The sequence below is a fragment of the Campylobacter sp. 2018MI01 genome (assembly GCF_018501205.1).
Taxonomy (GTDB): Bacteria; Campylobacterota; Campylobacteria; order Campylobacterales; family Campylobacteraceae; genus Campylobacter_E.
This window is the reverse complement of sequence record NZ_JAHCZE010000024.1, coordinates 1-23,832: the sequence shown is the minus strand read 5'-3', so window position 1 is coordinate 23,832 and position 23,832 is coordinate 1. Positions and strand designations below refer to the sequence as shown.

21 protein-coding genes and 1 pseudogene are annotated in these 23,832 nt (G+C 28.5%); 9 read left to right on the top strand and 13 right to left on the bottom strand.

Annotation, left to right across the window (positions count from 1 at the left end):
• Positions 1 to 95: 95 nt before the first annotated feature.
• Positions 96 to 1,397, bottom strand: a complete 1,302-nt coding sequence (locus KJQ97_RS05150; RefSeq protein ID WP_214120174.1) for a triphosphoribosyl-dephospho-CoA synthase — start codon at positions 1,395 to 1,397, stop codon at positions 96 to 98.
• A 61-nt stretch (positions 1,398 to 1,458) separates the two neighbouring features.
• Here KJQ97_RS05150 and KJQ97_RS05145 point away from each other — a divergent pair, with 61 nt between their 5' ends.
• The 6 genes from KJQ97_RS05145 (at position 1,459) to citF (ending at position 7,579) form a co-directional block, all read left to right on the top strand.
• Positions 1,459 to 2,997 carry an ATP-binding protein gene (locus KJQ97_RS05145; RefSeq protein WP_214120173.1) on the top strand — a complete coding sequence of 513 codons (1,539 nt, stop codon included), beginning with the start codon at positions 1,459 to 1,461 and terminating at the stop codon, positions 2,995 to 2,997.
• The gene (locus KJQ97_RS05140) at positions 2,990 to 3,640 is read left to right on the top strand and encodes a response regulator (RefSeq protein WP_214118448.1); all 651 of its coding nucleotides are present in this window, start codon (positions 2,990 to 2,992) and stop codon (positions 3,638 to 3,640) included. The genes KJQ97_RS05145 and KJQ97_RS05140 overlap by 8 nt, the downstream gene beginning before the upstream one ends.
• 103 nt (positions 3,641 to 3,743) lie before the next feature.
• The gene (locus tag KJQ97_RS05135) at positions 3,744 to 5,015 is read left to right on the top strand and encodes a 2-hydroxycarboxylate transporter family protein (protein WP_214120172.1); all 1,272 of its coding nucleotides are present in this window, start codon (positions 3,744 to 3,746) and stop codon (positions 5,013 to 5,015) included.
• 1 nt (position 5,016) lies between these two features.
• On the top strand, positions 5,017 to 5,262 hold the full coding sequence (locus KJQ97_RS05130) for a hypothetical protein (RefSeq protein ID WP_214118452.1): 246 nt from the start codon (positions 5,017 to 5,019) through the stop codon (positions 5,260 to 5,262).
• The gene (locus tag KJQ97_RS05125; RefSeq protein ID WP_214120171.1) at positions 5,259 to 6,074 is read left to right on the top strand and encodes an HpcH/HpaI aldolase/citrate lyase family protein; all 816 of its coding nucleotides are present in this window, start codon (positions 5,259 to 5,261) and stop codon (positions 6,072 to 6,074) included. Before KJQ97_RS05130 ends, KJQ97_RS05125 begins: the two co-directional genes overlap by 4 nt.
• Entirely contained in the window at positions 6,071 to 7,579 is a 1,509-nt protein-coding gene (citF, locus tag KJQ97_RS05120) for a citrate lyase subunit alpha (protein WP_214120170.1), read from the top strand. Before KJQ97_RS05125 ends, citF begins: the two co-directional genes overlap by 4 nt.
• Before the next feature lie 43 nt (positions 7,580 to 7,622).
• Here the strand turns inward: citF and KJQ97_RS05115 are convergent, their stop codons facing one another.
• The 4 genes from KJQ97_RS05115 to KJQ97_RS05100 form a co-directional block, all read right to left on the bottom strand.
• The gene (locus KJQ97_RS05115) at positions 7,623 to 8,888 is read right to left on the bottom strand and encodes an MFS transporter (RefSeq protein WP_214120169.1); all 1,266 of its coding nucleotides are present in this window, start codon (positions 8,886 to 8,888) and stop codon (positions 7,623 to 7,625) included.
• Positions 8,878 to 10,083: a hydantoinase/carbamoylase family amidase gene (locus tag KJQ97_RS05110; RefSeq protein ID WP_214120168.1), complete on the bottom strand. Its 1,206-nt coding sequence runs from the start codon at positions 10,081 to 10,083 to the stop codon at positions 8,878 to 8,880. Before KJQ97_RS05110 ends, KJQ97_RS05115 begins: the two co-directional genes overlap by 11 nt.
• Position 10,084: 1 nt before the next feature.
• Entirely contained in the window at positions 10,085 to 11,455 is a 1,371-nt protein-coding gene (locus KJQ97_RS05105; RefSeq protein ID WP_214120167.1) for a dihydroorotase, read from the bottom strand.
• Positions 11,456 to 11,599: 144 nt separating this feature from the next.
• A complete protein-coding gene (locus KJQ97_RS05100; protein WP_214120166.1) occupies positions 11,600 to 14,338 on the bottom strand; it encodes an FAD-binding and (Fe-S)-binding domain-containing protein in 2,739 nt (912 codons plus the stop codon).
• 105 nt (positions 14,339 to 14,443) lie between these two features.
• Between KJQ97_RS05100 and KJQ97_RS05095 the strand changes: the two genes are divergently transcribed.
• On the top strand, positions 14,444 to 15,733 hold the full coding sequence (locus tag KJQ97_RS05095; protein ID WP_214120165.1) for an SLC13 family permease: 1,290 nt from the start codon (positions 14,444 to 14,446) through the stop codon (positions 15,731 to 15,733).
• A 9-nt stretch (positions 15,734 to 15,742) separates the two neighbouring features.
• On the top strand, positions 15,743 to 16,495 hold the full coding sequence (locus KJQ97_RS05090; protein ID WP_214120164.1) for an amidohydrolase family protein: 753 nt from the start codon (positions 15,743 to 15,745) through the stop codon (positions 16,493 to 16,495).
• Positions 16,496 to 16,557: 62 nt separating this feature from the next.
• On the opposite strand, the gene KJQ97_RS05085 is transcribed toward KJQ97_RS05090, so the two are convergent.
• The 8 genes and pseudogenes from KJQ97_RS05085 to KJQ97_RS05055 all read right to left on the bottom strand — a co-directional run bounded on the left by KJQ97_RS05085 (position 16,558) and on the right by KJQ97_RS05055 (position 23,355).
• Complete coding sequence (locus KJQ97_RS05085; protein ID WP_214118470.1) at positions 16,558 to 16,875, bottom strand: L-rhamnose mutarotase; 318 nt, start codon at positions 16,873 to 16,875, stop codon at positions 16,558 to 16,560.
• Position 16,876: 1 nt separating this feature from the next.
• Positions 16,877 to 17,611: an amidohydrolase family protein gene (locus tag KJQ97_RS05080; RefSeq protein ID WP_214120163.1), complete on the bottom strand. Its 735-nt coding sequence runs from the start codon at positions 17,609 to 17,611 to the stop codon at positions 16,877 to 16,879.
• A complete protein-coding gene (gene fucP, locus KJQ97_RS05075) occupies positions 17,608 to 18,855 on the bottom strand; it encodes an L-fucose:H+ symporter permease (protein WP_214120162.1) in 1,248 nt (415 codons plus the stop codon). Before fucP ends, KJQ97_RS05080 begins: the two co-directional genes overlap by 4 nt.
• A 9-nt stretch (positions 18,856 to 18,864) precedes the next feature.
• Entirely contained in the window at positions 18,865 to 19,653 is a 789-nt protein-coding gene (locus KJQ97_RS05070) for an SDR family oxidoreductase (protein WP_214120161.1), read from the bottom strand.
• Positions 19,654 to 19,662: 9 nt separating this feature from the next.
• Complete coding sequence (locus tag KJQ97_RS05065; RefSeq protein WP_250325861.1) at positions 19,663 to 20,922, bottom strand: MFS transporter; 1,260 nt, start codon at positions 20,920 to 20,922, stop codon at positions 19,663 to 19,665.
• Between the two features lie 22 nt (positions 20,923 to 20,944).
• Positions 20,945 to 22,105, bottom strand: coding sequence for a UxaA family hydrolase (locus KJQ97_RS05060; RefSeq protein WP_502756487.1), 1,161 nt, complete (start codon positions 22,103 to 22,105; stop codon positions 20,945 to 20,947).
• Positions 22,106 to 22,204: 99 nt separating this feature from the next.
• A pseudogene (locus KJQ97_RS09835) lies at positions 22,205 to 22,462 on the bottom strand (UxaA family hydrolase); the annotation flags it as partial.
• Complete coding sequence (locus KJQ97_RS05055) at positions 22,459 to 23,355, bottom strand: dihydrodipicolinate synthase family protein (RefSeq protein WP_214120159.1); 897 nt, start codon at positions 23,353 to 23,355, stop codon at positions 22,459 to 22,461. The pseudogene KJQ97_RS09835 and the gene KJQ97_RS05055, both read right to left, overlap by 4 nt.
• Positions 23,356 to 23,583: 228 nt before the next feature.
• On the opposite strand from KJQ97_RS05055, the gene KJQ97_RS05050 reads away from it, so the two are divergent.
• On the top strand, positions 23,584 to 23,811 hold the full coding sequence (locus KJQ97_RS05050; RefSeq protein WP_214120158.1) for a hypothetical protein: 228 nt from the start codon (positions 23,584 to 23,586) through the stop codon (positions 23,809 to 23,811).
• Positions 23,812 to 23,832 lie beyond the last annotated feature (21 nt).

Genomic DNA, 23,832 nt, shown 5'->3' with positions numbered 1-23,832 from the left:
ACTTTAATTAATTAAACTTAATATTTCCATAGATTTTTTACTTTTTTTTATAAAAAATTTTAATCTTATATAATTTTTAAGTAATTATTAAAAAATTATTTTATTTTTATAAAATTTAAAAATATTATTAATGATAAAACATCAGCACTTCCACCAAAACTAATGTTTTTACTTGAGTATAAATTGTTTAATTTATTAATAATTTTTATTATTTTACTATCATCATATTTACTAAGTTTTAAGCAAGTATTTTTTACTTGTAAATAATTATCATAATTATAATTTAATCTTTTTATTAAACTCGTATCATCTATTAAATATACGATATAAAATAAAGTCTTTAACAAACTTATATCATTTTTAATCTCAAAAGTTTGATAGAATTTAAAAGCCTTAAAAGTATTTATAAATCCTTTTTCAACCTCATCTCTTATCCCCTTAATCCCAAATCTTTGAAAGCAAATCCCACCGATTGAATTAAGATTGTTGTTTAACTCATTTTGACATAGATTTACACATAAATCTTTTGTAATTTTTGAGATATTTTCAAGCGATAATTCATTTTCACTTTTGCTACAAGCAAAAATCATAATCGCAAACAAAAACAAAGCACCTTTATGAGTATTTATATTATTTGTGGCATTAAACATAGATTTTTCTGCTATTTGACCTATTTTTTTAAGCCTAATAAAATCATTTCTTTTTGATAATTTTGCTAAGGTATAAAAGCTATCAAAATATTCTCTTAATTCACTTACGCTATCTAAAAAAGTATAAAAGTTCATATCATTATGAGAATTTGAACTAAATCTATCAACCAAGCCGATTTTAGGAGATAAGCTAACTTCATACAATAATGCCTTTAAAGCAGCTTTGCTAAAATTATTTTTAATACTTTTATTTATGCAAATATGCACATAAAAATCATCAAATAATTCATCAAGTTTTTTATATATGCTAGATTTTGTATGAGTGTTATTTCTTTGACAAACTATGGCTAATTCATCACATAAAAAGCACTTCCTACCTGCATTTCTTAGCTTAATTGTCTCGTTATTAAAATATACATCAAAATCAAATAATCTTGAAAAATTATATTTATTTTCTAAAGATATAGTGAGTTTTTTTATATTTAAAGCTTCATCATTAATCGCAAATAAGCAAAATAATTCATCTAAATTAACACTATAATTTATTATATTTTCTAAACTAAGCACTTCGTTAATTCCAAATAAAAACAATTCTTTAACTTCACTAATATTAGCTATTTTATACATATAAGGAAGATTTAGGCTAAAGCAAATTACAGGAGTTTTATAAATATTTTCGTATTCAAGTCTTGCATTAAATCTCTTTTCTTTTTGTTCTAAAACTAGCTGAAGCAAATCTTTTTGCATAATTTCAAATTCCTTAAATGATTTTAATATAATGTATCCAAAAAACTATTAGGAATTTTAAATGAGATTATTTACAAAAATTACTTTAACATTTTTTTTAATTTCTTTTATAGTTTTAAGCATTACATCTGTTTTTATTTTTATACAAAGCAAAAAATTAATTGAAAACGAAATTACTCATAAAATAGAAGCAATATCAAAAACTCTAGCAAAAAATATTGATATAAATAATCCTAATTTAAATGAAGATATAAACAAATTAAGTAAAGAATTAAATCTTGATTTCATAGTAATAATAGATAAAAACCAAAAGCGACTAACCCACCCTAATAAAGATTTAATAGGCACTTTAGTAGAAGGTGGGGACACTAAGCAAGTCTTAAACGGACAAGGACATTATATCTCAATAGCAAAAGGTTCTTTAAAACGCTCAATTAGAAGCTTTAGCCCAATTTATAAAGATAATCAAATTATAGGTGCTGTAATAGTTGGAGTATTCGTAGATTATCTAAATCAAATAATTTTAGAAGAAAATAAATATAATTTTGTTTTGATAATTATTTTTATAATAATCATTTTAATACTAGCAAAAATACTAAATAAAAATATAAAAAACATATTATTAGGTTATGAACCAAAACAAATAGCTAGTTTAGTTGCAAGACAAAACGCTATCTTGCAATCCTTAAATGATGGGATAATTGCAGTAGATGATAAAAACACCATTACTTTAATAAATGATAAAGCTAAAGATATTTTTAAACTAGCCTTAGTAGATAATGACTTAATAGGAAAAAATGCCAATATTATCCCGCATTCAAATATGCAAAAAGTATTAAATACAAAAATAGCTGAATTAAATCAAGAGCAAATATTAAACGAAATCACAATTTTAACAAATAGAATTCCATACTTTATAGATAATAATATAGCAGGAGTTGTAGCGTCTTTTAAAGATATAAAAGAAGTTAAAAAATTAGCAAATGAGCTAATAGATGTCAAAAAATACGCCGAAGCCCTAAGAGCAAATCATCACGAATTCTCAAACAAACTTCACATAATAAATGCCTTATTAGAAAATAATAATATAAATGAAGCAAAAAATTATTGTGATGAATTGATTTTAAAAAATAAAGAGAATTTAAATAAATTATTATGCAATATCAATGATAAAGTAATCCTAGCTTTTTGTGAAAGCAAATTCGCCTTTGCAAAAGAATTGAAAATCAATATAAATCTTAATAAAAAATCATTTTTAGATAATTTAAATGATAGTAATTTACAAAATGATATTATTAGCATTCTTTCAAATTTAATAAATAATTCAATAGACGCATTAAGCAATACAGAAAATAAAAATATAGAAATATTTATAAAAAATAATAAAAACTACCTAAAAATTCAATGTAAAGACAATGGCTGCGGCATTCAAAATAAAGAAAACTTATTTACTAAAGGCTATTCTACTAAGGGTGAATTTAGAGGATATGGACTTTATTTATGTGCTAAAATTGTTGCTAATTATGATGGAACAATAAGTGTTAGTAAATTAAAAAATGGAAGCTCTTTTAGTGTAATTTTAAGGATTAATAATGATTAAGACAATAATAGTTGAAGATGATTTGATGGTGCAAGATATTAATAAAAACATTCTTTTATCAGTAAGTGAGTTTAAATTACTAGCTTGTTTTACTAAAGTAGATGATGCTATAAATTATTTGCTAAGTAATGAAATAGATTTAATATTGCTTGATTTAACCTTGCCAAATACTGATGGAATTGAGCTTATTAGAAGAATTAAAAGTGAGTTTAGTAAGATTGATATTATTGTAATTTCTGCTAGAAATGATAGCTTAAGCTTACAAAAAAGCTTAAATCTAGGAGTAATTGATTATATTCTAAAACCATTTAAACAAAATAGGCTTGAAAGCTCGCTAAATCAATATAAGTTAAGAAGAAATCTACTAAATAGCAAAATCAATCAAGAAAATATTGATAAAGCTCTTTATAAACAAATTGATGAATTACCAAAAGGAATTGATAAAAATTCTTTAGCTCTTATAAAAGATAAAATAAAAGAATTTAATACTTGGTTTAATGTCAATGAATTAGAAAAACTAACAAATATTTCTAAAATATCTCTTAGAAAATATCTAACTTATTTAGAACAAATTAATTACATTACTTCAAAACTAGAATATAAAGCCAAAGGAAGACCACAAATATATTATAAATTAAACTAATTTACTTATTTTAATTATTTAAAAGCTTTTTTAAATTACTTAAATTTACAAAATCTTAATTCTTCTTAAAATGAAAACTCAAATTATTTTTAAAGGAGTTTTTATGAAAGAAAGACAAATAGGTGGTGTAAATTTATACGCATTTTGTGTATTTGCACTTATTGTATTTTTCACTTGCTATTTTGGAAAACTTCCTAAAGATATGGTAGGCGGACTTGCTATTACTATGATTTTAGGAATACTGCTTGGCGAAATTGGTATGAAAGTGCCTATTTTAAAAAATATTGGCGGACCAGCTATATTAAGCATTTTTGTTCCATCTTGTATGGTTTATTATGGTTTATTAAATCAAAACTCAATAGATGCTATAACATTTTTCATTAAGCAATCTAATTTCTTATATCTTTATATAAGCGTTTTAGTAGTTGGAAGTATATTAAGTATGAAACGAGCAATTTTAATTGCAGGGTTTTTAAAAATGTTTATACCTTTATTTATAGGAACTTTTTTAGCTATTATAGTAGCATATTTAATAGGTTCAGTTACTAGCATTGGCGGAGCTCACGCTGTATTTTATATAGCAATTCCTATCTTAAGCGGCGGAGTTGGAGAGGGAATTATCCCACTAAGTGTTGCTTATTCAGAAATTTTAGGCAATGCCAATTCATCAAATATAATAGCACTTCTAGCACCTGCTGCAATGCTTGGAAACTTATTTGCAATTGCTTATGCAGGATATTTAAAAAATCTAGCTCTAAAAAAGCCACATTTAAGTGGAAACGGGCTTTTAGTAAAAACTAAGGAAGAAAATATCAATTCTTTAAATAACGATACCTTGCCTTTTGATATTAAATTAATGGGTGCTGGTTTGCTCGTTGCGGTATGCTATTTTTTAATAGGAAAATTATTAAATATGATAATTTCAATTCCTGCTCCAATTATTATGATTATTATGGCTGCTATTACAAAAGTTTTAAACATAATGCCAAAAAGCCTAGAATACGGAGCTAATTTCATATATCAATTTGTAAGCAAAAACCTAACTTGGGCTCTTTTAGTAGGTGTTGGAGTTATTTGGACACCTTGGAAAGATGTAATTGCTGCAATTAATATTGCTTTTATAATAATTTGCTTTAGCGTAGTTACTACTATGGCACTTACTGGGTATTTTTGTGCAAAGTTTTTAAATATGTTTGAGATTGAATGCTCTTGCGTTATGGTTTGTCATTCAGGACTTGGTGGCACAGGAGATGTTGCAATTCTAGGCTCTTGTAATAGAATGGAGCTTATGCCATTTGCACAGATTTCAACTAGAATTGGTGGGGCTTGCACGGTTATAGCTGCTACATTTTTATTTGCACAATTTGGAGTTTAAGATGATTAGCGTTGGAACTATTGAATCAAATGATTGTTTAATTAATATTCAAAAACATAAGGAATTTCAAATCGTATTTATAAATGAAGAAGAAAATCCTTATGCAAAACATATTAAGAACTTAATTCAAAATTATTGTAAAGAACACAAAAATACAAATGTTTTAATAGAGATAAATGATAAAGGTGCTTTAGATTTTTGTATCTTAGCAAGGCTAAAAACAGCATTAGAAAGGTTAGAAAAATGAGAAGAACATTGCTATTTATACCAGGAAATAATGCAGGAAATATTCAAAACGCAGGATTATTTGGAGCTGATGCTATTATATTTGACTTAGAAGATGCAGTAAGTCCTATGCAAAAAGATAGTGCCTTAAATCTAGTTTGCAATGCCTTAACTATGCTAAATTATGAATGTGAAAAAATAGTTAGGATTAATTTAGAGAATGCAAAAAACGATATTTTAGCACTATCAAAAACTAAAATTAATAGCATATTAATCCCAAAAGCTGAAAATGTAGAAGAGATTAAAGAACTTATCAAATACACTAAGAATTTAAATCCAAAAATTGAAATTTTACTTTTAATAGAAACTCCACTTGGCTTATTGAATGCTAAAGAATTAGCATTTTTAAATGGCGTTAGTGCTATTTGCTTTGGTGCAGAAGATTATACGAGCGAAATTGGTGCAAGAAGAAGCGAGAGTGGAGTTGAGATTGATTTTGCTAGAAATTATTTATTAAATGTATGTAAGGCTGCAAAAATAGATGCAATAGATACTCCATATACAAATATAAATGATGAAAATGGATTAATAGCCGATACAACTTATATTAAAAATCTAGGATTTGATGGCAAATTAGTAATTAGCCCAAGGCATATTGATATTATTCATAATTGCTTTAAACCTAGCGAAAAAGAAATAATCTGGGCTAATCAAGTCCTAAACGCTATAAAAGAAGCCGAACTTAAAAAAAGTGGAGTAATTTCACTAAACGGCAAAATGATTGATGCACCTATTGTTAGTCGTGCTAAAAAGATTTTAAAGGAAATTCTATGAATATTGATTATATTAAAGATTATGGAGAAGTAATTGCTTTTAACGGAGCATTTAGTTTAAAACCTAAAGAAAAATCACTTAAAAAGCATATAAAATTATCAAACCCAACTGATAATAAAGTCTATACAAATGTAAAAGAATTAATCAAAAAAACAGGCTTAAAAAGTGGAGATACAATATCATTTCATCATCATCTAAGAAATGGAGATAAAGTAGTAGGAATTATCTTACAAGCTTGTGAAGAGCTAGGCATAAATGATTTAAAACTAGCAATTAGTGCAATTTTTCCAACTCATGATTTTTTAGTAGAATATGCAAAAAAAGGAATAATAACTCAAATAGATACAAACTATTGCACAGGAAAAGTCGCAAATGCTATTTCTCGTGGAGAATTTAAAAAAGTAGCTATTTTTAGAACCCACGGCGGTCGTGCTAGAGCAATTTATGCTGGGGATTTAGAAATTGATGTAGCATTTATTGCAGCTAGTGCAACTGATAACGCAGGGAATATAAACGGCACTATGGGTAAAAATGCCTTTGGTTCAATCGGTTATGCTATGCCTGATGCAGACTTTGCTAAAGTTAGCGTTGCAGTAAGTGATACTATATATCCTTATCCATTAAGCAATCCTAGTATTACTCAAGATAAGATTGATTATATTTTAATGGTTGATGAGATAGGTGATCCAAATGGTATTAAATCAGGCACAACTGATATTACAAAAGACCCAATTCAGCTAAAAATTGCTAAAACAACGGCTAATTTAATAGATGAAAGTGGGCTTTTAAAAGATGGTTTTTCATTTCAAACAGGAGCTGGTGGGATAAGCCTTGCAAGTGCTCATTATGTAAAAGAAATTATGAAAGAAAAAAATATCAAAGGCTCATTTATTATGGGCGGAATAACTGCATATTTAGTTAGTTTATATAATGAAGGGTATTTTAATAATATTTTTGATGTTCAAGGTTTTGATTTAGAAGCTTTAAAATCATTGCAAACTAATCCTAATCATTACGAAGTTAGCTCAAGTTTGTATGCAAACATTCACACAAGCTCTCCTATAGTAAATAGACTTGATTGCGTTGTTTTAGGAGCAACTGAAGTTGATACTAATTTTAATACCAATGTAATGACTAGTTCAAATGGATATATTATGGGCGGAAGTGGTGGACATAGCGACGCTGCTGCAGGAGCAAAACTAGCAATAATTACTACTAATTTAATTAGGACTAGAAAAGCTATCGTTAAAGAAAAAATAAACTCAATTACAACTCCAGGAGAAAGCATTAATGCACTTGTTTGCGAATACGGAATTGCACTAAATGATAAAACTTTAGCAAAAACCTTAAAAAACTCAAGGCTAAAAATACTTGATATAAAAGACTTAGCTAGTATTGCAAATAATATTTGCGGAGTTTGTGAGTATGAAAAATCAAATAAAAGAATAGTAGCCGTCGTTGAATATCGTGATGGCAGTGTAATTGATGTAATAAGACAAGTCTAAAACAATTAAAGAATTTGAAAATTAATTTTCAAATTCTTTTTAATTAAAACTCTTGCCAATTATCAAGACCTAATTTTTTCATTCTTACAACTCCCCAAAAAGCTAAAATACAAGACAATAAAGTCCAAGCAGCAGGAGCAAATAAGCTAAATTTTGCTAAATATGTAATAATTGCCGGAGTAAATCCTGCAAAAAATATTGCAACTAAATTATAAGAAATACTCAAACCACTACTTCTTACATGAGCAGGAAATAATAAACTCATAATAGCAGGTGCTAATCCAACAAAAAAGCTAATTAATAAACATAAAATTATATGAATAGCAAATAATAAAAAAGCATTACTACTACCTAATAAAACATATAAAGCCAAAAATGGAATAAAAGATAAGAGTCCAATAGAAATCATAAGAGATTTTATAAGACCAATTTTATGTGCTATAAACACTGCAAAAAAACACCCTAATGTCAAAAATATATTTCCTAAAAAACTAGCCGTATAGCCTAATTGCATATCATAGCCTAAGAATTTATGATAAAAAGTAGGCATAAAAATAATTAAACTATAAACTCCAGCAGTCCATAATGTACTAAAGAGCATACCTGTAAAAATTCTACCTTTATAATCTTTTAATAAATCTTTTAAAGGTGCTTTGTTTTTGTTCTCTTTTTGTTGCTCAATAAAAACTGCACTTTCATTAGATTTATTACGAATATATACGCCAATAGGAATAATCAAAAGCCCGAAAGCAAAAGCATATTTCCAAGCACCATCATAAATATCTTGAGTAGTAAATATAGTAGTAATAATAACCCCAGCTAATGCAGATAATATATTAGCAATTCCAATGGTTGATTGCAAAAATGAAGCATATAATAATCTTTGCTTTTTATCAGCATTTTCTAATAAATAACTAGTTGCTCCACCGATTTCTCCACCTGCACTAAATCCTTGAAATAATCTTGCTACTAAAAGCATAATAGGAGCTAAATATCCTATATCTTGAAATTTTGGAGTTAATACTATAATAATTATTCCTATAGCCATTGTTGAAATAGTTAGCAATAAAGACTTTTTCCTACCATATTTATCACCTATATAACCACATAATATAGCACCAATAGGTCTTGCTATAAAACCAACCCCAAATAATAAAAAAGTATTAATCATATTAGTAATTGGGTCTGCTTCTTTTGGAAAAAAATTAGCACTAATATATACTGCAAAAAATGCGAATAAAGAAAAATCATACCATTCTAAAGCATTACCCATAGAAGCTGCTATAACGGTTCTTGTTCTATTTTTCATAACCACTCCTTAATATGTTATTTAAAATAATTTGAGTGCCAATAGCTGCATCTTCAAATGAGCTTTCTTCATCAGGATGATGAGATAAACCATTTTTGCTAGGTATAAAAATCATACCCATAGAAGCTATCTTAGCTATAAAAGCACTATCATGCCCTGCCCCACTTGGCATAATAATATTACTTACTTGTAGCTCATCTGCTGTTTGTTTTAAATTCTTAATAATTAAATCATCAGCAGGAGTAGCATTAGAATCTGATACTAATTTATAATTAGCGTCTAAATCTTTTAGCTTTTCTTCAATTTCTTTAATAAAATTTATTCTTATTAAATCATCTTCACTTCTTAAATCTATACTTATTTTTACACTATTAGAAATAACATTAGCAGCATTAGGCATTACACTACACGCCCCAACGGTTGCTACCGTATAAGCTTGTTTAGAATACTCAATAGCTTTATCATTTAACCATACAATAAATTTTGAAGAATTTAATAAAGCATCTTTTCTTAAATGCATAGCTGTTGTTCCTGCGTGATTGCTTAAACCTTTAAATTCCACATTAAATCTTGAAATACCTACAATTTTATTTACAATACCAATCTTAGTATTTAAACTCTCTAACATATTTCCTTGTTCAATATGCAATTCATAACTTTCAATAAGCTTACCTATTCCTAATTCATTAAAAGTTCTAAATGATTTATTGCCACCTGATTTGATTATCATATCTGATAATTTAGTATCATTAACTTTAATATCAAGTTGTTCTTTACTCAAATTACCAGACATTCCCCTAGAACCTACGCAAGATAAACCAAAATAATTAGGCTCTTCTCCTAAATAATCACAAAAAATTAAAGTTTTATCTAATTGTATATCTTTTAAAGCTGTAGCAATTACCATAGCAGATACAACACCTAAAACTCCATCAAATCTACCACCACTAGCAACGGTATCGCTATGAGAACCTATTATAATACATTCATTACTTTTGCCCTTTTTAATAGCTAACATATTGGCAAAATCATCATATATAACATTAAGTCCTAAATTTAAAAAATGATTTTTAATATATTTTCTACCTTCTTCGTAAGTATTAGTAAATACCAATCTAGTAAAAGGACGATTTGTTTCTGTAATTTTTGCTAAATTATTTATATGAAATTTAATATCATCTGCAAGTATTTTCATATCAATTCTCGTTAGGATTTATAAATTTTGCATTAAATTTATATACATTTTTACCATCAAATACTTTATTACCCCTAACATAGTGTTCATTTATTTTATAAAGCATTTCATAGCCTTCATACAAACTATAATCAAGATTACTAAAACCATCTTTTGCATAATACTTATAAGTATCTTCGCTTAAAATAACAAAATCAGCATCATTTCCAGCTTTTAATTCTCCTTTATTTGGCAATTTAAACAATTTCGCTGGATTAGTTGATAGTAATTTAGAAGCTAAACTTAAATCTACATTTCTTTTTTTACATTCACTTAAAAATAAAGGTAATAACACTTCAAGACCGGCAGCTCCACTAGAATTTAAAAATATATTCTCATTACTTTTTCTATCTTTACTCCATCTTACATGGTCTGTTGAAACTACATCAACTAAGCCATTTTTTAAACATTCCCATATAGCTTCTTTGTTGGCTAAATCTCTTATTGGTGGGTTGATTTTAGCAATACCATTTAATCTTCTAACCTCATCTTCTTCAGAGCAAATTAAATAATGCAAACAGCATTCAACACTAGCTTTATATCCATCTTTTTTATAATTATTAGCAATTTCTAAAGCTCTTTTATTAGAAGCATGAACAACATGAGCTTTTGCTCTTGCACTAGCTCCTAATTCATATATAGTATTTACAGCTATATTTTCAACCCACTCAGGGCGAGATAAATTATGTGCTTTATAGTCTGTTCTTTCTTGTTTTATTTTTTCAGTTAGATAAATAACACTTTCATGGTCTTCATTATGCACTCCTACCATTACATCATATTTTGCACATTCAAGCATAACTTCATACATTAAATATGGTGGTATTCTAGGAAATCTAACAGGGTCTGTTCCGAATAAAGATAATTTAAAGCCACAAGCACCTAATTTTATTAATTCTTCAATATTTTTTATACCATCTTCTGGATTTATGGTTGCATAAAGAGCAAAATCAACATAAGAATTTTCTAAGCCATCTTTTAATTTTTTATTAAAATTATTTGCGTTTGATATAAGTAATCCTGCATCATAAGGCATTTCCACCATTACACTAACACCACCTGCACTTGCTTGTTTGCTTGCTAGTTCAAAATCTTCATTATTTGCTTGAGAACGAGAATGCACTTGAGAATCAATAGCCGATGGAAAAATAATCTTATCTCTTAAATCAATTGCGTCTTCACTAAAACCATAAATATTTGCTAATTCTTTTATGCTCTTTTGATAATCTTTTTCTAAAAATAATTCTACTCTACTAAAGAGCTCTTCTTTAACAACTAAAACACCAATACCTATAGTATCTTTTAATACTAATTTAGAAACATAAGTTTTCATTTTACTCCTTTATTAACTTATGTTTTTAGGATACTAGATATATTGATAAAAAGATAGAAAAAAAGAAAAATATTTAAGCTTGTATTACTTTTCGTAACACAAGATTAAAGAATTTGAAAATTAATTTTCAAATTCTTTCAATGATTAATTACTGCATTCGTCTAATAAATAAGCAATATGTTGCCAAGACATATTAGTAGCATCGCTAAGTCCTACTTCGCAAGTGCTAGATGAACTAAAGCCTCTTTTAACATTAGTGCTTGAGTAAAATTTCTTAAAATTATTTGTAGCACTTATATTTAGCTTAGGAGTTAAAAAGCCCTTATATCCAGCAAATCCACAGCAATATGTATCATTATCAATTACTATTTCATCAGCACATAATTTAGCTAAACTCATTATGCTATCTTCTATATGCATTTTTCTAGCAGCACACATAATATATAGGCCTATTGGCTCATTTACTTTTGTGATTTTTAATCTTGGAGCAATTACTTTGTATAAATATTCACTCAAATCATAAACTTTACCTTTATGATTTTTAACTACCTTAGCCGAACAGGCAGAATGATCAATCACAACGCTGCAATTTTGATTAGATAAATACTCATTTAATTTTGCTTCATTAGCAATTTGAATATTTTCATAATTCTCATAAGCCTTTCCACAGCATAAATCATTTGGAGCGTAGATTATTCCAATTCCTGCCTTTTTACATAGACTTTCAAATACTTCTTGAATGCTTCTTTTATCACTCATTTTTGCATTAGGCTTAAATGCTTTATTTAAACAACTTGTAAAATATATAACATTTTCTTCTTGAGTATTTGTTGAATACTTATAATCATTTGCTCTAGGCAAGTAATTTCTACTTTGTGGTAAATTAAATGTAGCTAGTAAATTATTTAATTTGTAATTATCAAATTTATTAGCAATTTTTAAAGAAGTTTTTGCTAGAGCTAAAGTAGTTTCGTGGTGATTATAAGCAAAATTACCGATAATTCTTGAAATAGCTCCTTGATTTGCTTTTCTATATTTTAAGCTAAAATCAGCAAAATTAATACCTAAAGGACATACCATAGAACAAACCCCACAAGCAGCACAGGTAGTATCTACATAAAAATTATAAAGCTTTTTCATATCTTTTAATTTTTTCTTGCTATCTTCGTCGTTTAATTCTTCTAAACTCTTCATCTCTTTAAGCACTGCAATTCTTTGTCTAGGGCTTAGGCTGATTTCATTTGATGGACAAAATCTCTCGCAAAATCCACATTCCATACATAAATTTAAAGCTTCATCAACAGGGCTTTGGTTTTTGATATTTTTCTTATAAATATCTTTATCTTTTGTAATAATTACATCAGGATTAAATATATTATCTTTATCAAGAATATCTTTTATCTTGCAGTTTATAGCATAAGCTTTTTTACCCCACTCAATCTCAACAAAAGGTGCAACCATTCTTCCTGTGCCATGCTCTGCTTTGATACTTCCACCAAAACTAGCTACTACACTTGACATTTTTTCTACTAATTTTGCAAAATTTTCAAATTCGGTTTTGTCATTTAAATTAGGAGTGATGATAAAATGAATATTTCCAGCTAATGCGTGACCAAAAATAATACCTTCAAAATTAAATTCTTTAAATAAATCTTGAATAGCACTAATACCATTTGCTAAATCTTTTATCTCAAAACACACATCTTCAGTAATAACAGTAGCTCCAACAGGTCTTTTACTAGCTGCTATTGGTAAAAGCGCTTTTCTAATCTTCCACCATAAATCATATTCGCTTTTTTCTTTAGAATAATATGATTTAAAAGTTTTACTTGAAAGCTCTTTAATTTTAACTATATTTGCATTTAAAACTTCTTCATTATCGCTTTCAGTTTGAATTAATACACAGGTATTATTGTCTTTTATATCACTTAATAAATCTTTTAATTCATCATAACTACTAGCAGCTTTTAAACTAGCATAATCCATAATTTCAGCTGAATTTATAAAATCATATTTTGCAAATTCACTAATAGTATTTGCAGCATCACTAATATCATTAAAAAACAATAAAGCACAGGCTTTATAAGGTAAATCATCAATAGTTTTAAGTCTTGCTTCACTAACAAAACCTAAAGTCCCTTCGCTACCTACAAATAAATGAGCTAAAATATCTATTTCATCATCATAATCAATGAAAGAATTTATAGCATAGCCTGTTGTGTTTTTGATTTTAAATTTGCGTTTAATTAATTCATATAATTCGCTATCATTTTTAATCTCTTCTTTAATAGCTCTAATTTCATTAATTAAATTAGCGTGAGTTCTTTTAAATTCTTCCACATTTGCTTTATCTTTAGTATCTAGGATAGTTCCATCATTTAATATCACTCTAATACTATTTAAAGTTTTATAAGAATTATCCTTGGTTCCACAACACATACCACTTGAGTTGTTAGCAACAATACCACCAATTAAAGCTGAATTAATAGTAGCAGGGTCTGGACCAATTTTTTTACTTAATTTAGCTAATGATAAATTAGCATTAACTCCAACAACACCACAACCTAAACTAATCTCGCTAGCATCATCATTTATAGCGATTTTTTTGAATGCAAACTTAATTACTACTAAAACACTATCCGTTGAGCTTTGACCACTTAAGCTAGTTCCTGCTGCTCTAAAGTTTAATGGAGTTTTATATTTATTTGCTAGTCTAATTATTTCTTGTATTTCGCTCTCATTTCTTGCTATTACTACTATCTTAGGGACATATTTATAGCAAGACGCATCAATTCCATAAGCAAAACATCTAAGATAGTCATTAAATATCCTATCTTTAAACATATTCTTAGCTTCATTATAAAATAATTCATAATTATTCATATTATTTCTCCTTTTTTCTTCGTTAATCAAATTAATGTTATTTTACATAAATTATTTGGAATTTAAAAAAGAATTTAAAAAAAGATTTTTAATTAAAGGATTAATATGCTTACAAGTTTTATTATCTTAGCCATTGTTTTATCAATTCTAATTGGCTATAAAACTCGTTTAAATATAGGATTTTTTGCAATTATATTTGCCTATATTATCGGTGCGTTTTTTATGGATTTAAAGCCTAAAGAAATTATTTCTTATTGGCCTGTTTCTATATTTTTTGTTATTTTTGCGGTTTCGTTATTTTATAATTTTGCAAGTGTTAATGGGACATTAGAAAAACTAGCTGCATTTTTGATTAAAAAATTTGAAAATTATCCGTATTTTTTACCTTATGCTATATTTTTAGTATCGGCTTTAATTGCTGCAATGGGTGCTGGATTTTATAGTGTTTTAGCCTTTATGGCTCCAATTACTTTTTTACTCTGCGAAAAAACAGGTCTTGATAGGGTTGGTGGAGCTATGGCTATTAATTATGGTGCTTTAGGCGGGGCAAATTTTCCAACTTCTCAAAGTGGGATAATATTTCGCTCTCTTATGGAAAAATCAAGTATAAATCCCGATATTGCATTTTCTAATGCTTTTGTGATATTTTTATTTACTTTTATTTTGCCTATTTTTGTAATCAGTCTTTTTGTATTTAAAGCAAAAAAATCTAATATAAAAATAGAATTATTAAGCGAAAAAATTACTTTTAATGATAAACAAAAAACCACACTAATTTTAATGGCGCTTATGATGGTTTTTGTATTAGCATTTCCTTTATTACACATAGCATTTCCCAATGAAAAAACTATAACTTTTATAAATTCTAAAATAGATATAGGATTAATAGCTATTGTTTTTGTAGCTATATCATTGCTTTTAAAATTAGGGGATGAAAAGCAAGTTATAGCACTTATTCCTTGGGGAACTTTGATTATGATTTGCGGAGTTGGGATACTTGTTAGCATTGCTACTAAAGCAGGCGTGATTAATCAATTATCAGGCTTTGTAGAAAGTAATGTGCCAAAAATAATTGTCCCTATTATGATGATGATAATTGCAGCTATTATGTCGCTATTTTCTAGCACTTTAGGAGTGGTTACTCCTGCACTTTTCCCACTTGTGCCTACATTAAGCAATGCAAGTGGTTTTAGTGAAGTTGTGCTATTTACTTGCATAGTAATTGGAGCACAAGCTAGTGCTATTTCTCCATTTAGCTCTGGAGGTTCATTGGTTTTAGGAGCGATTGCAAACGAGCATAAGGATAGTTTATTTAAAGGCTTACTTGTAAGAGCAATTCCTATAGGTTTTATAGCAGCATTAATTGCTGGAATTATTGTTATGAATATTTTTTAAGGAAAGCTTATGTATATAGATACTCACGCTCACATTTTTAGAGCAAATATAAGTTCGGCTAATGTAGTTAGATATGTGCCAAATTATGATGCAAGTTGCGAACAATATTTGGCTAATTTAAAGGAATTTAATTTTTCTTATGGAGTTTTAGTTCAGCCTAGTTTTTTAGGTTTTGATAATTCATATTTATTACAAGCTTTAAAAGAGCATTCTAATTTAAGGGGAATTGTGGTAATTGACCCTAATAATATTAGTGATTTAAAAGAAAAAAATGTCTGTGGATTAAGGCTTAATCTAATAGGAAAAGATAAGCCTAATTTTGATGATTATAAAGAAGCTTTAGAGTATATTAAAGAATTTAATCTTCACATAGAATTACATAAAGAATTAGATAAATTATTATTTATCATTGATGATTTAGCCAAATATAATGTAAAAATTATGATTGATCATCTTGCAAGACCTAATAAAGATACTTTTAAATTATTAGATGAGTTTAATAATTATAAAAATTTAGATATTAACTTTAAAGTAAGTGGGTTTTATAGATTAGATGAAGATTTAGCGTTTAGTAAAGATGTATTTGATAAATTAAGCGATATTTTTGATATAAAACGCTTTGTTTATGGAAGTGATTGGCCGCATACAAATTACGAAAGCAAAATAAATTATCAAAAAGCTTTAGATGATTTTTTAAAAGTTACTAATGATAAAGCTAAAATTATATTACAAGATAATGCTAAAGAACTTTTCTTTATATAAATATTTTTAATTCTTATTTAATTTAGTTAAATAAGAATTATTTTAAACTTAATATGAAAAGTCTAATCTAAATGATAAACTTCTTTCATATTAAGCCATTTTTGACCTGCATAGCCAAGCGATATTTGGCAAGGGTCTGTACAAGCCCACCACTTACGAGTATTCTCATCAGCTGCCATTTTTGCCATATCAGCTTCGTAATCACTCCCTACATACTCAAAATAAGCGAATAGATATTCGCCAAAATTATAAATTGAATAATTACGAATATTACAAGCCTTTATCATCTCATTTACACCTTCCATAGGGTTTGCGTGAAGTCTTTCGTATTCAGCTAATTTTTCCGGAATAACTTTTATAATTTGCCCAAATCTTTGCATTTTAAATCTCCTTTATCTTATAAATTTCTTTTGCATTTAAATAAAAAATCTTTTCTTTTAAATCATCACTTTTAAAATGATTTTCAATTATTCTAATCCATTCATTTGGTTTTAACTCGCTTACAGGATAGTTTGAGCCAAAACAAATTCTACTTTCTCCAAAAATATTAAATGCCATATCAAGTAATTTTGAATAATCCTTACCTAAAATAAAATCATCTTGACAAGATAATTTCATATAAATATTTTCTTTTTTAGCAATTTGCCTTAAACTATCTTCGCCGCTAAAATCCTTAATATTTGCAAAATGATTAAAGATAATTCCTGATTTAAATTCCTTTGCAATTTTACTAAAATTACTTAGCTCATCTTCATTTATACAAACTTCAAACATTAAATCATTTGCATTTACTAAATTAATAGTCTTTTTAAACTCACTGCCTAAGCAATATCCACTTGGCTTTGTATGTAAAACTTCTCTAAAACTAGCACCACCTATCGTAGCAAGGCATAAAGCAAGTAATTTTTTATGTTTAAAGCTAAGCATTTTTGCACTCTCTTGGCTAGGATTATTTGCATTTATTTCTACATAAACCCCACCTAAAAAATCACTTTTGCTAAACTCATCTAAATATTCATCAAAAGAAAAATCTCTTTGCAATCTAGTTGGGGCGTTTTGCACCCAACTAATATCATTTTTATCCCATATATGAAAATGCGTATCAATTATTTTCATGACTTTTTAGTCCATAAAAAGCTATATAATGCTACATATAAAAAACAAGGAGCTAAAGCCAAAAATCCCGCACCTGTGCCATAACTATCATTTATTGAACCCATAATTGTAGGCATTATTGCACCACCACAAATACTCATTACTAAGATTGAGCCACCAAGTTTTACTTGATTTAATGGCAAATCCTTTGTAGCAACGGCAAAAATAGTAGGAAAACTAATACTCATAAAGAAAAATACTAAAATTAAAGCATAAACACTAATCATTCCATCAGCAATATATAAATAAAAGCACAACGCAACATTTATTAATGAATAAAGCCCCAAAATACTCTCGCCTTTAAATTTTTTCATAAGTGGAGTTGTAACAATTCTTCCTACCATAAACGCTACAAGTGCAGCTGAGAAAAAATATGCTGATTTTTCATCGCTTAAAGCTTTTTCTCCTAAACTTGCTGTATGTTCTACTGAGTAATTTATAAAAAACGCTCCTGCTCCAACTTGAGCTGCAACATATAAAAATTGAGCTAATACGCCTAAGTTAAAATGTCTATGTTTAAATACATCAATTGATTTTGAGTTGTCTTTATACTCTACTTCTTCACTTACTTCGCTACCTTCTGGAATTTTATTAAATACAAATGCAAGTAAGATTAAAAACACTACTAAAGCAATTCCTACATAAACCATTTGCACATTAAACATATTTTCAAGTAATGCCTGTTCTTTTTCTGCAGAACTTGCATTTTCGCCACTATGAGTGATTGATAAGAATAAACTTCCACCAATAATAGGTCCAACAAATTGTCCAAAACCATTAAAGCTTTGAGCTGCATTAATTCTAAAAGAAGCGTTTTTCTCATCTCCTAGCTTTGTCATATAAGGATTTGCATTAGTCTCAAGTGCTCCAAGCCCGCACGCAAGAATGAAAAATGCAAATAAAAACATAGAAAAACTAGCCATATTAGTTGCAGGAATTATTAGTAAGCAACCAATCGCATAAAGTGCTAATCCTGTAATAATCCCAACCTTATAAGAAAATCTTGAAGCTATCCAGCCAGCAGGAAGTGCCATCACAAAATACGCCCCAAAATAAGCCATTTGCAAGTAGCCACTATTTTGTTGAGTAATGCCTAGATGATTTTGAAAGTTTTTATTCATAACATCAACAAGTCCATAGCTAACACCCCATAAGAAAAACAATGAAGTTACTAAAATAATTGCAATTTTTACATTTTTATTCATTTTCTCTCCTTAATTTTCCCAGTTTAATGCACGATCAAGATGCATATAACCACCATCTGGAGTTAAAATCTGCCCTGTTGTGTGAGATGCTCTTGGGCTTATTGTAAATACTGCAGTATCAGCTATCTCTTCGCAAGTTGTAAAGCGATGACCTAGCGGAATAAATTTTGCAATTTCTTGATATTGTTTTTCAGGGTCAGAGAAATTTTTAATCCATTTTTCATAAAGTGGAGTCCAAACTTCAGCAGGGCAAATACAATTTACTCTAACATTATCAGGTGCAAAAGCGCAAGCCCACTCTCTTGTCATAGCTATTTGAGCGCCCTTTGCACTTGCGTATGCTGTTGTTCTTCCTTGACCTGTGATACCTGTTTTACTTGAGATATTTAAAATACTTCCTTGCTCTTTTTTAATATGTGGAAGGCAGCATTTTGTCATTTCATAATAATGAAATAAATTACTCTCATAACTTTTAATAAGCTCCTCTGTCGTAGCACTTTCAATATGAAGATTATCATTCATACCTGCATTATTAACAAGTGCGTAAATTGAGCCATATTTAGCCACAATTTGCTCTACAACTGCACTAATTTCTTGCCATTTTGATAAATCTAATTGATAAAAGCCGTAATTTGGGCAAAGTACTTTAATTTTGCTTTCAAAATCACTATCAAGCTTAGAGCGAGATATGATAACAGGAATTGCACCTTCATTAGCTAAACACATACTAATGCCACCACCAATACCTTTTCCACCACCTGTAACAACTACAACTTTTCCTTTTAATCCTAAATCCATAATTTCTCCTTATTTAATATTTGTGTAAGATTTTTTTAAATGTATTAACATAAGCACTCCTAAGAATGCGACCAAACATAAAGCAATTAAACCTGCATAAGAACTATTAAATTGACTTTCGGCATAATTTTTTAAATTAGGTGCTACAAAACCACCAAGATTGCCTAAAGCCCCAATCAATGCTATTCCTGCTGCTGCTCCTGTGCCTTTTAAGATTTGAGTTGGTAAATTCCAAAAAATAGGCTGAATCGCTATAAAACCAACAGCTGCTAAAGATATGAATAAAATAAATAAAGCTAAAGAATTTATAAATACAGATAAAAACATACTAACAACAGCTAACAATAATAATGCAATACTAAAAGAACTCCAAGCTCTTAATTTATCAGCATAACTTGTAACAATAGGTAGAGCAATTAATACAACAGCCCAAGGAATTGCACTAATAATTCCAACCTTTAATCCAACATTTGTCCCTAAAAAATGTGAAACTTGAGTAGGTAAATAAAATAAAACCCCATAAACACTAAGCTGAATTGCAAAATAAACTAAAACGAATTTCCATACAATAATTGATGATAAAGCTTTGCTAGAATTTAATTCTTCTTTATTATTTTGTTCTTTTTCAAGTTCAGCAATTAAAATTGCTTTTTCTTCTTCGCTTAACCATTTAGCATTTTCAGGTTTACTTGCAAGTTTAAAATAAGCATAAAAACCAACTATAACAGTAATAGCACCTTGGATAATAAACATCCATTGCCAATTTTTAAACCAAATGCTAGGTGCATAATCTAATATAGCCCCTGTAATTACGCCACCAAGCATTAGTGCAAGCGGTGCTCCTAATTGATAAAAACCATAAGCTTTTGACCTATAAATAGTAGGGAAAAAATAACTAAGATATAAAATAACCCCTGGGCTAAATCCTGCTTCGCTAAGCCCTAATAAAAATCTTAGAATATAAAAACTTGTTTCATCTTTTATGTAAATCATAACCATACATACAAGTCCCCAAGTTATCATAATTCTACTTAGCCAAATTTTTGCCCCTAATTTATGCAATAATAAATTTGATGGAATTTCAAATATCGCATAGCCTATAAAAAATATCCCTGCACCTAAAGCATATGCAGCCTTGCTAATACCAGCGTCTATTTCTATATAATCTTTTACATAAGCAATATTTGATCTATCTAGCATTGCTAAACAAAACATTAAAAGTATTAAAGGCATTATCTTTAAATACATTTTATTTACTATTTTTTCCATGTAATCCTCCTTTGATTACGACTTAACAAGTTGTTGCAAGTCTCCAAACGCTAAAATCATTTTGTTTATTGATTTCTGCTTTTGTTAATTTACCTTCGCTTATTCTTACAATTAATTCAATTAATTCGTCTCTAATATCTTCTTTACACTTATTACCATCTACGATTTCACCAGCATTTAAGTCAATTACATCAGCCATATTCTTCGCACAAAAATTATTTGTGCTTAGCTTAATCGTTGGAGTTACAGGGCTTCCTGTTGGAGTTCCACGACCTGTTGTAAATACAACTAAGTTCGCCCCACCTGCTACCATAGCACTAAGCTGCTCTATATCATTTCCTGGAGTATCCATAAATGTAAGACCTTTTTTAGTAACTGGCATTGCATAATCAATCACATCTACAACTTTGCTCGTCCCTGCTTTATAAACACAACCAAGGCTTTTTTCTTCAATAGTAGTAAGTCCGCCTGCTATATTTCCTGGGCTTGGATTTGCACCACGAATGTCTGAGCCACTATTTTTTACATTTTCTTCAAAGCCATAGATTTTTTCATATATTTTTTTCTCAACTTCAGCATTAATTGCACGCCTTGCTAAGATATTTTCAGCTCCTATTAGCTCGGTTGTTTCAGCTAAAATTACAGCTCCACCATTCTCTACTACATAATCACTTAAACTTCCTAGCGATGGATTTGCACTAAGCCCACTATAAGCATCACTTCCACCGCATTCAGTGCCTAAGATAATATCGCTAAAATCACCTTCACTTAATTCACATTTACTAGCATTCTCAAGCATATCTTTAACTATTTTTATGCCTTCATTTGTTGTATTTGTAATGCCACCTAGCTCTTGAATACTAATTGCTCTTATATCTTTATAAGGAGCTAAACTTTTTGCTAATTCTTTAACAGAATTTGAACTAATAGTCTCACAACCAAGCCCAACTACAAGTGCTGCATATACATTAGGATTTGCACAATTTCCAGCCATTAGCATTCTTGTTTGCTCTGCATCAAAATCAAGCTGACTACATCCGTGCTGATGAGTTACATATACAGCTTCAGGACACGCTTTAGCAATGTTTTCTACGACCTTATTAGCACATACAACACTAGGAATTATTAAGACCTTATTTCTTAAGCCAAAACTACCATCTTCTCTTCTATAGCCTTTCAAAATTACTTTTTCGTGTTTTGAATCTTGTGCGTTTAGGTTTTTCTTATTTGCACTCTCAATGCTTAATCTTAAAGCATTTTCTAATTTTGAGCTATCACAGCTATCTCCTCTACCACGAACGCCTTCGGTGTTGGTTGTATGAACCCACTCGCCTTTTTTTATATCAATACTAGCTGCTCCTATTACTTCGCCGTATTTAATAATAAAATCACCTTTTTTAATATCAGTTAAAGCGAATTTATGTCCGCTTTTAATATCATTTAATAAGGTAACTTCATTAAAAACTTCGCCTTTATTTAAATCACTTATTGCAGTTGCAACATTGTCAATTTCACTAACTTTTAAAAATCTATTTTTCATAACACACTTTCTATATTTTTAACTAATTCTTTTGCATATTCGAATTTTTCATCAAGTGCTTTTAAGGTCTCTTCGCTTAGTGGGTGAATGCTTTTGTTTGCAAAAGCAAAACCACGAGCTTTAAGTAAAAGCGCAAATCCCATAGGAAATGATAAGCTCATTCCAAATCTAATAGCTGGTAGCAAGGCTTTTTGAAGCTTGATTGCTCTTTCATAATTTTTCTCATTATATGCTTTATAAATCGCACTCATAGCGTCAGGGAAAACACATCCTGCACTTGTCATTGAACCTTTTGCACCCATCATTAAAGCTCCAAAATAATGCTCTTCACGACCCACAAATACATCAAAATCACTTGGCACAACATCTAAAATATGGTTTAGCAACAAAGCATCTCCACTGCTATCTTTAATACCTACAATATTTGGTAATTTGCTTAATTTTTCAATTAGATTTAAGCTCATTGCAGGTGCAAAAAGTGGAATATTGTAAATATAAAGTGGGAGTTTTACTTTTGCTTGCAAGTCTTTTACATAAGTATAAAGCGTATCATCATTAAACTTATAATAATATGGCATCATAAGTAAAAGCGCATTAGCCCCTTTTATATAAGCTTCGTTTGCAAGGTCTAAGCTCTCTTGGTAAATACAACTTCCTATCCCACAAATAACAGGCACTTTATTATTTGCAGCTTTAATTGAAAGCTCTAGCATTTTTACTTTCATATCGTATGGCATTGCTTGAGAATCTCCCGCACTACCATTACAAAATAAACCATCAAGTCCTTTTTCAATGCCCCATTCACATATCTTTAAAAACTCAACTTCGTTAATACTTCCATCATCTTTATATGGTGTATATAAAGCTGGTAAAGTTCCTTTTAAAATTCCCATAATTTCTCCTTAATTTTGTATATACAAAAAAATTAAATTTTATTTTTTGTATTTAAGAAAGAATATGCAAAAAATGATAAAAATTATGAAAAATAAATTAAATAAAATTAATTTTTTTGAAAAAGTGTTACTTTTTGTAAATTAAAATTTATATTTTGTATATACGAAAGAATTTTTATTAAATTTTTCTTTTGTAAAATATATAAATTTTAAAACTAAAGGCAAAAAATGATATATTTACCTAATGAATTAAGTAAAATCAGCAAAAATGTTATAAGTTCTAATTATCTTAATCTTTGTTTATATGAAACTAGAAAAAATGATGATTATTATGAAGTATTATTTGATGATTATGCTCTTGTTTTTATAAATGATGGATATAAAATGATACATAATAAAAAGCAATATTTTTCAAATAATAAAAACGAGATATTGTTTTATACAAAAGGTTCATAGCTGATATAAAACAGAGCAGAA